12 protein-coding genes are annotated in these 14,757 nt (G+C 71.8%); 3 read left to right on the top strand and 9 right to left on the bottom strand.

Features of this window, described 5'->3' with window-relative positions; all coding sequences use genetic code 11:
* Positions 1–68 precede the first annotated feature (68 nt).
* Positions 69–785 (top strand): TetR/AcrR family transcriptional regulator, encoded by a 717-nt coding sequence (locus EDF21_RS02760; RefSeq protein WP_123570206.1) that lies wholly within the window; start codon positions 69–71, stop codon positions 783–785.
* A gap of 57 nt (positions 786–842) precedes the next feature.
* Here the strand turns inward: EDF21_RS02760 and EDF21_RS02755 are convergent, their stop codons facing one another.
* The 3 genes from EDF21_RS02755 to EDF21_RS02745 form a co-directional block, all read right to left on the bottom strand.
* Positions 843–1,178, bottom strand: coding sequence for a TraR/DksA C4-type zinc finger protein (locus EDF21_RS02755; RefSeq protein ID WP_233568334.1), 336 nt, complete (start codon positions 1,176–1,178; stop codon positions 843–845).
* A gap of 11 nt (positions 1,179–1,189) precedes the next feature.
* A complete protein-coding gene (locus EDF21_RS02750; protein WP_123570205.1) occupies positions 1,190–2,212 on the bottom strand; it encodes a glutathione S-transferase family protein in 1,023 nt (340 codons plus the stop codon).
* A gap of 93 nt (positions 2,213–2,305) precedes the next feature.
* A complete protein-coding gene (locus EDF21_RS02745; RefSeq protein ID WP_123570204.1) occupies positions 2,306–5,758 on the bottom strand; it encodes a DNA polymerase III subunit alpha in 3,453 nt (1,150 codons plus the stop codon).
* A 132-nt stretch (positions 5,759–5,890) separates the two neighbouring features.
* Between EDF21_RS02745 and EDF21_RS02740 the strand changes: the two genes are divergently transcribed.
* A complete protein-coding gene (locus tag EDF21_RS02740; RefSeq protein WP_123570203.1) occupies positions 5,891–7,204 on the top strand; it encodes an aromatic acid exporter family protein in 1,314 nt (437 codons plus the stop codon).
* A gap of 200 nt (positions 7,205–7,404) precedes the next feature.
* On the top strand, positions 7,405–8,769 hold the full coding sequence (locus EDF21_RS02735) for a glucose-6-phosphate dehydrogenase (RefSeq protein WP_056045748.1): 1,365 nt from the start codon (positions 7,405–7,407) through the stop codon (positions 8,767–8,769).
* A gap of 102 nt (positions 8,770–8,871) precedes the next feature.
* On the opposite strand, the gene EDF21_RS02730 is transcribed toward EDF21_RS02735, so the two are convergent.
* From EDF21_RS02730 to EDF21_RS02705, 6 genes are all read right to left on the bottom strand, one after another.
* Positions 8,872–10,707 carry a glycoside hydrolase family 15 protein gene (locus EDF21_RS02730; RefSeq protein ID WP_255416431.1) on the bottom strand — a complete coding sequence of 612 codons (1,836 nt, stop codon included), beginning with the start codon at positions 10,705–10,707 and terminating at the stop codon, positions 8,872–8,874.
* Complete coding sequence (gene pnuC / locus EDF21_RS02725) at positions 10,688–11,371, bottom strand: nicotinamide riboside transporter PnuC (RefSeq protein ID WP_123570201.1); 684 nt, start codon at positions 11,369–11,371, stop codon at positions 10,688–10,690. Before pnuC ends, EDF21_RS02730 begins: the two co-directional genes overlap by 20 nt.
* Before the next feature lie 152 nt (positions 11,372–11,523).
* Complete coding sequence (locus EDF21_RS02720; RefSeq protein WP_055972315.1) at positions 11,524–11,850, bottom strand: DUF6504 family protein; 327 nt, start codon at positions 11,848–11,850, stop codon at positions 11,524–11,526.
* Positions 11,851–11,960: 110 nt separating this feature from the next.
* Positions 11,961–13,244 (bottom strand): type II toxin-antitoxin system HipA family toxin, encoded by a 1,284-nt coding sequence (locus EDF21_RS02715; RefSeq protein ID WP_123570200.1) that lies wholly within the window; start codon positions 13,242–13,244, stop codon positions 11,961–11,963.
* Positions 13,241–13,603 (bottom strand): helix-turn-helix domain-containing protein, encoded by a 363-nt coding sequence (locus EDF21_RS02710; RefSeq protein ID WP_056045735.1) that lies wholly within the window; start codon positions 13,601–13,603, stop codon positions 13,241–13,243. The genes EDF21_RS02715 and EDF21_RS02710 overlap by 4 nt, the downstream gene beginning before the upstream one ends.
* 95 nt (positions 13,604–13,698) lie before the next feature.
* Positions 13,699–14,739, bottom strand: coding sequence for an App1 family protein (locus tag EDF21_RS02705; protein WP_056045734.1), 1,041 nt, complete (start codon positions 14,737–14,739; stop codon positions 13,699–13,701).
* Positions 14,740–14,757 lie beyond the last annotated feature (18 nt).

Genomic DNA, 14,757 nt, shown 5'->3' with positions numbered 1-14,757 from the left:
GGGCGGCCCGACACGCAAGAGCGGTGCTCTCGTTTGTGTCGCGTGCTCTCGGACGACAGGATCGGGGCATGACCACGAACGCAGGGGACGACGGACGCGACCGGGCCGTGGGGGGCGTCCGCGAGCGCGCACGGACCGAGATCGTCGAGCGCGCCCTCGCCTCGGCCCACCGGCAGCTGGCCGAGGTGGGAGCGGCCGCCCTGTCGGTGCGCGCCGTCGCGCGCGACCTGGGCATGGCGTCGTCGGCGATCTACCGGTACTTCCCGAGCCGCGACGCCCTGCTGACCCGCCTGATCACCGACGCCTACGTCGACCTCGCCGAGGCCGCCCGTCGGGCCGAGCAGGCCGTCGACCGGGCCGACCACCAGGAGCGCTTCCGCGAGACGGCCCGTGCGACCCGTCGCTGGGCGATCGCCGACCCGCACCGCTACGCCCTGCTCTACGGCTCACCCGTCCCCGGGTACGCGGCCCCCGTCGACACCGTCGAACCGGCGATCGCGGTGGGGCTGCTCCTGCTCGGGGCGGTCGACGACGCGGCGGCGAGCGGAGCCACGTTGCGGGCGATGCCCGTGCGGGCCGGCCTGGCCGACGAGTTCACGCAGCTCGCCCAGGGCCTCGGGGCGTCGGTCGCCCCCGGTGTGCTGGCCGCGGGCATCACCGCCTGGACGGCCCTCTACGGGCATCTCAGCTTCGAGCTCTTCGGTCACCTCACCAACGTCGTCACCGACCGCGACGCCTGGTTCGAGTCGTTCCTCGACGAGCAGATCGCTCGCATCTGGGGCTGACGCCCCGCTGACGCCCCCGCTGTGGGTGCGGGACGAGGCACCGGCAGGAGGCGCGGGTCAGCTCGCGCAGTCGATGCAGAGTCGGGCGGTGGGTCGCGCCTCGAGCCGCGCCTCGCCTATCCGGGCCGCACATCGCTCGCAGCGCCCGAAGGTGCCGTCGGCGAGCCGGGCCAGGGCGGCCTCGGCGTCGGCGGCGCGTTCGAGGGCCGACCGCCGGACGGCGTCGAGCTGCGACCGTTCGTAGGCGATCGTGGACCCCTCGGGGTCGTGCTCGTCGTCGACGTTGGCTCCCTCGCGGGCCGCGGCCACCGCCTCCATGTCCCCGAGCAGTCGCGCGGCAAGCGCCAGGGCCTCGTCGCGTGTGGTGCGCAACCGGTCCGAGGGATCGAGCACGAGGCGGTGCCTCAGGCCCCGACGAGCGTCGGCACCTCTTCGCCGGCGCGGGGCGGTGCCGGGGGAGTGCCGTCGCCGAAGGGGCGGCCACCGAGCTGCTCGCGCCCGTGGTCGGTGAGCCATCCCGAGGCGTCCGGACCGACCGGGACGATGCCCGTCGGGTTGATGTCGGAATGCACGACGTAGTAGTGCGCCTTGATCTGGTCGAAGTCGATCGTGTCGCCGAACCCAGGGGTCTGGAACAGGTCGCGGGCGTAGGCCCAGAGCACCGGCATCTCGCTGAGCTTGTTCCGGTTGCACTTGAAGTGCCCGTGGTAGACGGCGTCGAACCGGGCGAGCGTGGTGAACAGCCGGATGTCGGCCTCGGTGATGGTGTCGCCCACGAGGTAGCGCTGACCGGCCAGTCGCTCGGACAACCAGTCGAGCCGCTCGAAGAGGGTGCGGTAGGCCCGCTCGTAGCTCTTCTGCGACCCGGCGAAACCGGCGCGGTAGACCCCGTTGTTGACGTCGTGGAAGACCACGGCGTTCACCTCGTCGATCTCGCCGCGGAGGGCCTCGGGGTAGAGGTCGGGGGCGCCCTCACGGTGGTGGGCGGTCCACTCGGTCGCGAAGTCGAGGGTGATCTGGGGGAAGTCGTTCGTGACGACCTTGCCGCTCGGCACGTCGACGATCGCCGGCACGGTGATGCCGCGCGGGTAGTCGGGCGTGCGGGCGAAGAACGCCTCTTGGAGGCGTTCGATGCCGAGGACGGGGTCGCGACCGTCGGGGTCGAGGTCGAAGGTCCAGCTGCGGGCGTCGTGCGTGGGGCCGGGCAGGCCGAGCGAGATCGCGTCCTCCAGCCCGAGCAGGCGTCGCGAGATGACGCTGCGGTTCGCCCAGGGGCAGGCCCGGGCGGCGACCAGGCGGTAGCGACCGGCCTCGACCGGCCACCCGTCGACGGCATCGCGCGTGATGCGGTCCTCGATGTAGTTGGTGTCGCGGGTGTACTCCTGACCCGGTTCGACGTAGCTGCCCTTGACCTGCTGATCGCTCATGTCGCCACCCTACGCACGGGGTGTCGGCAATTCCTGGCTGCTGCGACGTGCAGGGACGAGCGGCGGCCCCGGCCGCCGTGGTGGCGACACGGGTCAGGAGTTGCCGACGGCCAGGGACGAGGAGGCGCGGGCCGCGTTCCAGTCGCGCCACATCGCCTTGAGGTCCCACGCGTTCTCGGCCTCGAGCGAGATGCCGCGCTCGCCGGTGCGACGCGTGCGTCCCTGGATCACCATCAGCTGTGTGCCGAACAGCAGCGAGCCGGCGCGGGCCTGGGCCTCCTCGAAGAACGTGGAGTCGGAGCAGCCGCTGCCGTCGTCGAGGCTGATGAAGACCACGCGTTTGCCGCTGCGCATCGGCGGGGTCTGGGTCGCGATGCGGATGCCCGCCACGAGCACGGTCGTGCCGTTCCAGTGGTCGCGCAGGTCGGCGGCGCGCACCACGCCCAGGTCGTCGAGCATGGGCCGGTAGCTCTCGATCACGTGTTCGCTGACCTCCATCGAGAGGATGTCGAGCTCGTCGGCGACCCGCTGCCGGGCGTCGACGTCGGGCGTGCCGGTCGGCACCGTGTCGGAGTCGTCGATCGAGAAGTCGAGCTGGTTCTCGACGTCGGTGGCCTTCGGGCGCGACGACCGGCCGGTGAGCGCCCGCACCCGCGCCAGGACGTCGCCGCGGGTGCGGCCGGGCCCGGCGACCGAGTCGAGCGCCCCGACCTGCGCCAGGCGCTCGAAGAGCGATCGGGACGGCGTCGCCCGCTGCCAGAAGTCGGTGATCGAGTCGTAGGGACGGTTCACGACCACCCGGGCCAACTCGGCGTCGCTGATGCCGTGCACGTCGGCCAGCGACAGCCGCAGACCGAGGTCGCCGACCCGGGTCGGCGCGATCGGGGTCGCGGGCGGCCGGAGGCGCTCGACCCGGTAGACGTCGGTCGAGGCGTTGACGTCGAGCGGCAGCACGGGGACGCCCATGCGTCGCGCCTCGGTCAGCAGCAACCGCTTCGGGTACATGCCCGGGTCGTGGGTGAGGACGCCCGCCAGGAACTCGGCCGGGTAGTGGGTCTTCAACCACGCGCTCTGGTAGGTCGGCAGGGCGAACGCGGCCCCGTGGGCCTTGCAGAAGCCGAACGACCCGAACCCCTTGAGCGCGGCCCAGATCCGGTCGACCGCGGCGTCGTCGAAGCGTCGCCTCCCGGTCGCGGGGTCGAGGTTGCCGCGGGTGCGCTCGCGGAAGGTGGCCTCGAGCGCGTCGTCGTCGCCCTTGCCCATGTGCCGTCGGATCTCGTCGGCCTCGGCGAGCGACACCTGCATGGTCGCCTCGAGGATGCGCAGCACGTGCTCGTGGTAGATGACCACCCCGTAGCTGTCGTCGAGGAACGACGCGAAGCTCGGGTGCAGGTAGTCGGGCTGTTGGAATCCGTGCTTGGTGTCGAGGAACGGCGCGATCATGTTGCCCTTCATCGGGCCGGGCCGGAACAGCGAGATGTCGGCGATGAGGTCTTCGTAGCGGTCGGGCTGCATCTTGCCGATCAGCTCGCGCTGACCGGGGCTCTCGATCTGGAACATGCCGAGCGTGTGGGTGGTGCGGATCGCCTCGAAGGTGGGCTCGTCGTCGTGCGGGATCTCGTCGAGCTCGATCCGACCCTGGCGGTTCACGTAGGGCACGTCGACGGGCAGGGCTCCGGCGAGGGCGGCACGGGGGCCGTTGACGCGTTCGATCTCGTCGAGGGCGTAAGCGAGCGAGCTCTGCATGCGGACGCCGAGGACGTCCAGCTTGAGCAGGCCGGCGTCGTTCATGTCGTACTTGTCGAACTGGCTCATCGGCAGGCCGATGCCGCTGGGCTGGACGGGGGTCGTGCTGAGCAGGTCGGAGTCGCCGAGGATGACCCCGCACGGGTGCATCGAGATGTGCCGGGGCAGACGGTCGAGCCGTTCGCTGAGGTCGACGAGCAGGTCGATCTGGTCGTTGCTCCTGGCGAGTTCGGCGATCTCGCGCAGCTCGGGTTTCTCGGCCATCGCCGTGCGCAGGTCTCGGGCGTTCGACCGCCAGACGTTCTTGGCCACGAGGTCGATCTGCTCGTCGTCGAGGCCCAGCGCGAGACCGGCGTCGCGCACCGCCCCGCGTCCGCGGTAGGTGGACTGCATCGACATGAGCGTGACCCGGTTGCTGCCGTACCGGTCGAAGATCGCCCGGTAGACCTCGTGCCGCCGCGCCGCCTCGACGTCGATGTCGATGTCGGGCAGGGTCTCGCGCTTGTTGCCGAGGAACCGTTCGAACAGCAGGTCGTGCTCGATCGGGTCGACGTTCGAGATGCGCAGCAGGTAGGTGACGAGGCTGCCCGCCCCCGATCCCCGCGCCGCGTTGCGCACCCGCAGGTCGCGCATCAGTGCGGAGACGTCGGCCACGGTGAGGAAGTACCCGGCGAAGCCGAACCCGGTGATGATGCCGAGTTCGTAGCGCATGCGGTCCTCGACCTTGTCGCGCAGGGCACGGTCGGCGTCGCCGAAGCGTTCGGTGACGCCGGCCTGGGCCTGCCGGAACAGCGCCTGGTCGGGGTCGCCGTCGACGCCGATCGCGCTGAGCTCCGGCACCTTCGGGCGGCCCCAGCCGAGGTCGGCGACGGGGTCGAGTCGGCACCGGTCGGCCAGGCGTTCGGTGGCGGCGAGCATCTCGTCGCCGACGCTGCGGGGCAACGACGAGGCGTCGCTCACCAGACGGGCCAGTCGGCGCATGTCGGCGGGGCGTTTGAGGTAGGCCTGGGCGTTCGGTTGGGGCCGGAACGAGCCGAGGGCGGCCAGGTGCCCCGCCGAGTCGAGCACGTCGGCCGTGACGGCCTCGTCGGGATCGAGGTACCGCACGGCGTTCGTGAGCACGGCCGGCACCCCGACGTGGTCGGCCAACTCGAGCATGCGGGCGGCGTGCCGGATGCTGCGGCTCTCGCCCGGCTCGGTCAGGTGGCAGACCACCTCGACCACCACGCCGCCCGGCAGCGTCGCCGCCCAGTCGGCGAGCGACGCCGCGGCCTCGCTGTGACGCCCCGCCTGGACCAGTCGGCCCACGTCGGAGTCGGGCCCCAGCAGCACGGTCGCCGCCGGCTCGGTCTCGCCCTGGACGAAGCCCCTCACCCGGGACCGGGCGATGGTCGCCACGCTGTTGGCGCTGCCGCTGGCGCGGCGGGTGGCCCGACCGTGGGACGCGCTGATCAGCCGGCACAGCGCCGCCCACCCCGCCTTCGCCGGCCCGCCGCCCCGCGCCCCGTGCGCCAGCACCACGATGCGGTCGACCCCGCCGACGGCCCCGCCGCCGTCGGCACCACCGTCCACGAACCCCTCGCGGTCGTCCCGGCACCCCAGCTCGACTCCGACGATCGGGTCGACGCCCGCCGTCCGGCAGGCCCCGACGTGCCGGATCGCCCCGTACAGCCCGTCCCGGTCGGTGATCGCCGCCGCGTCGGCACCCGCCGCGACGGCGGCGTCGACGAGCGCCTTCGGGTGCGCCGTGCCGTGGTGGGCGCTGAACGCCGACGCGACGCGCAGGTGGGTGAAGCTCATGGTCGGTACCTCGGGCTGCTGAACCCCCGGCCGGGTCGTTCGAACAGGTGTTCGACCAGTGTACGTCGCTCCGATCGGCCGTCGCACCCCGTGGCCCGTCCCTCGGGTCCCACGGCCTGTCATCATCGGGGCATGTCCGATCGACGCCCCACCCCGACCGATCGAGGCTCCACCTCGCCCGATCGACGGTCCGCCCTGCGTCGCGACGCCCGCACCGCGACCCACTGGACCCGCGTCCTGCTGGCCCAACCGCGCCTCCTGCTCGCCGTGAAGACGGCGCTCGCCGCCGCCCTCGCCTACTGGATCGCGCCGCAGGTGCCCGGCGTCGCCGCCGACTACCCGTACTACGCGCCGCTCGGCGCCGTGATCGCGATGTACCCGACCATCAAGAGCTCGCTGCGACAGGGGTTCCAGGTGCTGGTCGGCGTGGTCGTCGGCATCGCCCTCGCCACGGCGGTCTTCTCGCTGCAGGACGGTCGGCCCGGCGTGTTGGCGGTGGCGCTCGTCGTCGGGGTCGGCGTGCTCGTGGCCGGCATCCGCTGGCTCGGCGCCGGTCGCGACTGGGTGCTCACGGCCGGGCTGTTCGTGCTGCTGCTCGGCGGCGCGAACGCCGAGGCCTACTCGCTGGGCTACATCGTGCAGATCGGGGTCGGCGTCGTCGTCGGCGTCATCGTCAACCTGGTGCTCGTGCCGCCGCTCTACGCCTCGCGCGCCGAGGATCGCCTCCTCCGGGTGAAGGACTCGCTGGCCGACCGGGCCGACGAGGTCGCCGGCGTGTTCGAGACCCCCTGGCCCCTCGAGGACGACGAATGGGAGCGTCGCGTGGGCGTCCTGCCGAGCACCCTCCGCCGCGTCCGCGAGACCGTCGCGTACGCGGACGAGTCCCGTCGCATGAACCCGCGGTGGTTGCTCCGCCGCCGCGACCTCGGCCAGGAGTACGCGGATCTCGCCACGTACGAGCGCGTCTCGTTCCACCTGCAGGACGTCGCCGAGGTCTCGGGCATCCTCGGTCGCCGGATCGGCCGGCAGATCGGCATGCCCGACGACCTCGCGCCCGACGTCGCCCACGCCGTGCACGGCGTCGCCACCGTCATCCGACGCCACGGGGCCGACGACGTCGACGCGTTCACCGACGCCCGGCGACGCGTCGCGGACCTCTGGGACGCCGTCGACCGCCACCGGGACCGCCCGACCACGGACACGAGCGGCGGCGTCTCGATCGCCGTCTCGCTCGGACGCATCATCGCCGCGCTCGACCCCGACGACACCACCGCGCCCCGCCCCGAGGACGACGCCGCCGAGGAGGGGCGCACGGCCGGCGACGACGACACCGGCGGCCGGGTGGGCGGCACCGACAGCACGGGGCCGGTCGACGACGACAGTGCACCCCGCGACACCGCCCCGCACGACACCGTGCAGGACGGCGAGGCCGACGCCGGTCGCTGACCCCGATACGGCGCTCGCCCTCCGGGAGCAGTACGGTTGACCGGGCACCGGCGCCGAGACGCGACCCGTGCCCTCCGCGGCCGGGGCGGTCGACGGGAATGTCCGTCCCCCCTGTGCGTTGACACCCGTGGCCCCGAGAACCCCCGCCGCCTGATCGACCAGCGACGACACGATCGTCGCCCTCCCACGAAAGCTGCACTGTGACAGACACCACCACCCTCATCATCCTCGGAGCCAGCGGAGACCTCACCGAGCGTCTGCTGCTCCCCGGCCTCGCGAGCCTGCTCAAGAGCGACCGCGGCGTCGACGTCCAGCTCATCGGCACCGGCCGCAGCGAGCGCAGCCCCGAAGAGTGGGACGACGTCGTGAAGACCGCCTTCAACGGCGACGCCGGCAGCGACCTCGCCAAGAAGACGCTGGCGTCGAGCCGGTACATCCAGGGCGACCCGACCACGGTCGAGCACCTGAAGGCCCTGTTCGAGGCCAGCGAGGGCACGCCGGTCATGTACTTCGCCCTGCCGCCCGCCATCAGCACCAAGGTCATCCAGGCGCTCGCCGAGATCGACCTGCCCGACGGCCTGCGCCTCGCCCTCGAGAAGCCGTTCGGCTCGGACGAAGAGAGCGCCCGCGAGCTCAACGCCGAACTCCTCAAGATCGTCCCCGAGGAGCGCATCCACCGCACCGACCACTTCCTCGGTCGCGCGACGGTCCTCAACATGATCGGCCTGCGCTTCGCCAACCGCCTCTTCGAGCCGGTCTGGAACAGCGAGAACATCGAGAAGGTCGAGATCTTCTACGACGAGGTCCTCGGCCTCGAGGGTCGCGCCCAGTACTACGACAAGGCCGGCGCGCTGATCGACATGATCCAGAGCCACCTGCTGCAGGTGCTCGCCGTCATCGCGATGGACGCCCCGTCGAGCATCGACTCGGTCGAGCTGCGCAGCGAGATCGCCCGCGTCCTGCGCGCCACCTGGGTCAAGGACGCCGACCCGGTCGCCTCGAGCCGTCGCGCCCAGTACGCGGCCGGCACGATCGACGGCAAGGACGTCCCCGCCTACGCCGACGAGGACGGCGTCGACAACGAGCGCCAGACCGAGACCCTCGCCGAGGTCGAGTTCGAGGTCAAGACCCGTCGCTGGGCGGGCGTCCCGTTCATCCTGCGGTCGGGCAAGGGCATGACCAAGATCCGCAAAGAGGTGCTCATCACCTTCAAGCCGGTCCCCGCGCTTCCCGAGGGCCTCAACGGCTCGTCGACGCCCGACACGCTCCGCATCGAGATCAGCCCCGAGACGATGGAGCTCGGCGTGACCACGAACGGCTCGGGCAACCCCTTCGACCTCGAGAAGTCGACGATGTCGGTCACCCTGGGCAAGCCCGAGCTCACGCCCTACGGCGAGGTGCTCAGCGGCATCTTCCACGACGACCCGACGCTCTCGATCCGCGGCGACGTGGCCGAGCGCTGCTGGGCGATCGTCGCTCCCGTGATCGAGGCCTGGAAGGCCGACCAGGTGCCGCTCGACACCTACGCCGCCGGGTCGACCGGTCCGTCGGACTGGCCCGCCTGATCCTGGTCGCGCACTCCTGACCGGCAGACCTCGACGGCCGCCCCGCTCTCCCGAGCAGGGCGGCCGTCGTCGCGTCCGGCAGCCGAGGAGGCGCGGGTCGGGTCACCCGCGGTCGTGCGCCTTCCCGATCGCGTCGGCCGCGCGCACCAGCGCCAGGTGCGACAACGCCTGCGGGGTGTTGCCGACGTGGCGTCCCGTCGCGACCTCGATCTCCTCCGAGAGCATCCCGACGTCGTTGCAGTAGCCGACCAGCCGGTCCATCAGGGCGACGGCGTCGTCGACGCGCCCCGAGGCGGCGTACTGCTCGGCCAGCCAGAACGAGCAGGTCAAGAACGGGTTCTCCGCCCCGTCCAGGCCGTCGATGCCGCTTTCGGTGCGGTAACGCATGAGCAGGCCGTCCTGCAGCAGATCGTGCTCGATGGCGGCGACGGTGCCGAGCATCCGGGGGTCGTCGGCGGCGACGAAGCCGACCTGCGGCAGCTGCAGCAGGGACGCGTCGACCTCGGTCGTGCCGTAGTGCTGGGTGAAGGAGGCGCGGTCGGCGTTCCAACCGCGGGTCTCGATCTCGGTGCGCACCTCGTCACGCAGCCGACGCCACCGGTCGACCGGGCCGTCGAGGCCGAACTGCTCGATGCCCTTGATGGCCCGGTCCAGAGCGGCCCAGATCATCACCCGCGAGTGGGTGAAGTGCTGCAATTCGCCGCGGATCTCCCAGATGCCGTTGTCGGGCCGGGTCCAGTTGTCCTCGACGTACTGCATGAGGGCACGCTGCAGGGGCCACGAGTACTCGCTCTCCTCGACGCCGAGCAGGCGGGCTTCGTGCAGGGCCACCATCACCTCGCCGAAGATGTCGCCCTGGTACTGCTCGTACGCGGCGTTCCCGATGCGCACCGGTGAGGCCCCGTCGTAGCCGGGCAGATGCCCGAGTTCGCTCTCGTGCAGGTACCGCTCGCCGGCCAGGCCGTACATGATCTGCACGTCGGCGGGGTCCCCGGCGATGGCACGCAGCAGCCAGCCGCGCCACCGGTCGGCCTCCTCGGCGTATCCGTGCAGGATGAGGGCCTGCAGCGTCATCGACGCGTCACGCAGCCAGACGTAGCGGTAGTCCCAGTTGCGCGAGCCGCCGAACCGTTCGGGCAGGCTCGTGGTCGCCGCGGCGACGATGCCTCCGGTGTCCTCGTTGGTGAGGGCTCGGAGGATCAGGAGCGACCGGTGCACCTCGGGGGCGTAGGCCTCGGGGGCCGAGCAGCGTGAGGCCCATGCCTGCCACCAGGCGACGGTCTCGTCGATGCCGGCCGGCACGTCGAGGGGCGCCGGCGGTTCGCGATGGGACGGGTACCAGGTGAGGCTGAGGTCGACCGTCTCGCCGGGGGAGACGTCGAACGTCGCCTCGTGCGTGTGGTCGGTGGCCGTCAGCCGCGGGCCGCGGACCACGACGGCGTCGGGCCCGGCCGTGGCGACGAGGGCCGTCTCGTCGCCCTCGGGGATCTGCCGCACCCAGGGGAGGGCCGTCCCGTAGCCGAACCGGATCGCGAGGTCCACGTGCATCGAGACGGTGCCCGAGACCCCGGTCACCCGGCGGACGACGTCGGCCCGCCGGTCGCCGTAGGGCATGAGGTCGGTGACCTCGACCACGCCGGTGGGCGTCGTCCAGCGGGTGACGAGCACGAAGGTGTCGTCGACGTATCGCCGGGTCGAGGTGGCGGCGGCGTCGGAGGGGGCCACGAGCCAGCGTCCGGCGTCGTGGTCGCCGAGCAGGGCACCGAAGGTCGACGCGGAGTCGAAGCGGGGGAGGCAGAGCCAGTCGATGCTGCCGTCGGAGCCGACGAGGCCTCCGGTGTGCAGGTCGCCGATCAGTGCGTAGTTCTCGATGGGCAGGGGCATGTGCTCATCAAACCAGCGCGCCCCGGGGCCGGGATCAGCGTTGCAGCGTCGGATCGGGCCAGAGCGTCTCGACCTTGGGCTTCTGTCGCCGGGTGCGAGCCCAGACGACGAAGCCCGCGAGCGTGAAGGCGCCGTAGAAGACGTACATGAACGCCGACGCGTAGTAGCCGGCGCTGAACAACAGGGGAGTGCCGACGAGGTCGACCGCGACCCAGATCAACCAGAACTCGACCCAGCCCTTGGCCATGCCGTAGGTGGCGAGGAGCGACCCGGTGAAGATCCAGGCGTCGGCCCACACGGGTTCGTACGATCCCAGCAGGCGGAACAGGGGGGTCAACGCGGCGGTGCCGCCGACGAGGACGACGACGATCAGCACCCGGTTCTTCCACCCCGCCCAGCGGGGCTCGACGGCCGCGTCGCCGGCGTCGTCGGCGTGCTTCCAGCGGTACCAGCCGTAGATCGACACCACGATGAACATCACCTGGCGTGCGGCCTGCCCGAGCAGGTTCACCGGGTTGGGGGTGTCGAACACCGCGCCGAGGAAGACGGTGAACAGCAGCGCGTTGCCCACGATGCCGATCGGCCAGGCCCAGACCTTGCGCCTCATGCCGCCGAGGGCGCTGAGCAGGCCGAAGACGTTGCCCACCACCTCGCGCCAGAGGATCGTCTGGTCGCCGATGTGCACCTGCGCGTCGAACAACCACAGCAACGGATTCATCGGGAGGCTCTCTTCGGTCGGGGAGGCGGGTGGTGCGGGACCACGGCGTCCCCGGGGCGCAGGGCGCCTGGTGCGTCAACGAGTGTGGCACGGGGGGAATTCCCGACGTCGCACGGCTCACCGGCCACCGTCGTCCGACGGACGCCCCGGGTTCAGGCGAACAGCTGCTGCTCGACCCGGTCGTCGAACACCCCGAGCAGCAACCACGAGTCGCCTCGGCCGTCGAGCGCCAGGTCGAAGGTGCCGTCGACCCGGTGGGCACCGTCCGTGAGCGGCACGGCGTCGACCCGCCAGACCGTCATCTCGAGCAGGTGCGCGCTCGCCCCGCGTGGTGCCCGGGTCGCCGATCGCCACCAGTCCGTCCGAGTGACCCAGAGCTCGGGCGAACTGACGACGCCGTACACGACCCCCCGCCACTCGAAGCGCAGGGGCGCCCCGTCGGCGGTCGTCTCGACCGGGACCTTCTCGTCCACCCTCATCTGCCGACCTCTCGTTCGAATGTGTGTTCGAACGGAGTCTACGAACCCCCACCGACATCGGCCACCCCCCGGTGCGGGGCCGAGGCCCGGGCGCCGAGGCGCCGGCGTCCTCACCAGCCGGGCAGCGCCTCCTCGACGTGGACGACCGCCTCGCGGGGCAGGCCGGCCTCGTCGGCGAACGACCGCCACCGCCCCACCGCGTCACGCACCTCGTCGACGATGCCCGACGCGTCCCGCACCAGGAAACGGTCCGCCAGGCGCATCACGTCGGCCCGCGAGACGTCACGGAAGACGCCGTCCACCCCCATGAGGTGCTGGTACGTCCACCGCCCGGTCGGGTTGTGCGCGAACGTCACGTCGTACGCGGGCGACAGCCCCCACGACGCCTCGGGCCCCGCCAACAGGAACGACGAGTTCTTCGTGTGGTCGTCGTTGTTGGCCGCCAGCACGTTGAAGACCATCCGGCGGAACGCCTGCGCCATCGCCTCGTCGCCCGACCCCATCCGACGGACGGCGTCGAACAGCTGCCCGTAGTCGTGGGCCTGTCGCTGCCGGAAGTCGAGATGGGCCGCCCCGCACAGCGTCAGGACGTGGGCCTTGCCCTCGGCCCGGCGGTCGAACCGACGCGTCATGAAGTGCGACCGCCCGTTCTCGTCGAGCAACCGGCACTCGGCCATGTCGATCCCCGCCGCCCCCGCCATCAGCGAATACGCGTACTCGACCCGTCCGGCGAGACCTCCCGACCCGAGCTCGGAGTGCGGGCCCACCCCGTCCAGCTTGATCAACCAGTGCTCGAACCCGTCCGGCGCCGCCACCTGGCCCGACCGGATCTCGCCCGTGCCACGGTTCCACGCGACCACCGCCTTCGCCCGCGCCCCACCCGCCGACGTCCCCACCTGGATCAACGACCTGATCGCCGACTCCGCCTCGCGGTCGTCGCCGAAGCTGGCGTCCAGCACGCTGCGTGCCCCCTCGACGAGCGCACTCAGTTCGACCGCGCTCGTCGTCCGCTGACGCGGTCCCCGCGCCGGCCGGAACTCCAACGCCCCCATGGCCCGGTCCGCCATGTACGCCAACCGGTCGAGCGGGCTCACCTGCTGCCGTGACACCCCCTGGCGCACCAACCAGGCGTCGATCACCGCATTGCCGAAGTCGTCCGGCATCGCGTCCGCCAGCACGGCGGGCAGGCGATGGAACGTCGCCTCGGGCAACTGCGGGAAGACGTGCCGCCGCGTACGCACCGGCATCGTCAGTGGCGCCAACTCGATGCCGCGCGCCACCCAGTCCGGGTAGTACTCGAAGACGTACGCCCCGATCCCCGGGTCGAGCGCCACGGCCCCCACCCGGAGACCCCACGCCGTCACCTCGACCGCACGGACCGGGACCCAGCTCACGAGTCGCCGCCCGGCGATCGTCCGCCCCGCGGGCGATACACCCGACGTCGTGGCTCGTCGCCCGCCGACCGCAGCACGTCGAGCGGGCTGACGGCGCTCGCCGGGGCGATGCCCCCGAGGACGTCGTCGGCACCGAGGGCCCGCAGGACGCGGACGAGCGTGCGCAACGTGCTGCCGCGGCCGGCCTCGAGGGACTGCACCGTGCTGGGGGACAGGTCGGCCCGTCGGGCGAGTTCGAGTTGGTCGAGTCCCCGGTCGAGCCGCAGGCGACGGACCTGCTCGCCGACCTGGCGTTCACGCTCGTCCGTCGACACGAGCGGGGGCACCGGCACTCGTGCGGCCTGGTCGTCGTCGAACACGATGCTCCAATCTCGGGATGATCCACGATAGCAGCCATGTCGACCCGCAAAACAGGACTATCCCACTATCACAGGATCACCACGAGCTACCAGAGTCAGTCGATCACGCCGTTGTCGAGGAGTTGTTCCCACAGGCCGGCGCCGTCGGGTGCCGACACCCAGACGACGTCGCTGCCCTCGGCGTGTTCCGACCGCGACCGTCCACCGGCCAGCACGGCCTCGCTCGGCGACAGCTGACGGATCGCCACGGCGGCCACGTTCTCGGGGTGGTCGTGCAGGAACGTGCCGTAGAGCTCTTCGTCGTGCTGCCCGTCGTCGCCGACGAGCAGCCACTTGAGTTCGGGGAACTCGTCGGCGAGGCGGCGCAGGGACTCCTGTTTGTGCAGGCGACCGCTGCGGAAGATCCGGTCGTGGGTGGGGCCCCAGTCGGTCAACAGGAGTGCGCCGCTCGGGTACAGGTTGCGGGACAGGAAGCGGGACAGCGTCGGCGCCACGTTCCAGGCGCCCGTCGAGAGGTAGATGACGGGGCACCCGGGGTTCGCCGCGTTCAGGCGCTCGTAGAGCACGGCCATGCCGGGCACCGGGCGCCGGGCGTGCTCGTTGAGCACGAAGGTGTTCCAGGCCGCGAGCAGCGGCCGGGGCAGCGAGGTGACCATCACGGTGTCGTCGATGTCCGAGACGATGCCGAACCGCGCCTCCGGATCGATGACGAAGATCGGCGCCTCGACCGGCACGGACCCCTCGGTGCTCAGGGTCGCGACGTGCCAGCCGGGTTCGAGGTCGACGGCGATGCGGGCGTCGAGCACGCCACCGCGGTCGGCCTGGACGCGTTGGACGCGACCGCCGAGCGAGACCTCGACCAGGGCCTTCTCGACGGGCACGCTGGTGAAGCTGCGCCACCCCCGGACGTTGAGGCGGTCCACGCCCGACAGCGTGCCCGTCCGGGTGAGCAGGACGCGGGACAGCACCCGCGCCCATCCGGGAGCGCCGTAGCCGGTGTACGGCACGACGGTGGGCAGGAGGCCGCGGCGTCGGGCTCGCTTCTCGCGGAAGCGGTGGACCGAGTTCTCGATGCGGGCCGCTCGGTGGAGGAAGGGCTCGACGGCGGCGGGCGGTGCCTTGCGGGTGTCGGGCATCCGGTCAGTCTCGCACGA

The sequence above is a fragment of the Frigoribacterium sp. PhB118 genome (assembly GCF_003751725.1).
Taxonomy (GTDB): Bacteria; Actinomycetota; Actinomycetes; order Actinomycetales; family Microbacteriaceae; genus Frigoribacterium.
Note: the sequence above shows the minus strand (reverse complement) of the source record. Positions and strands in the feature narration are given on the sequence as shown.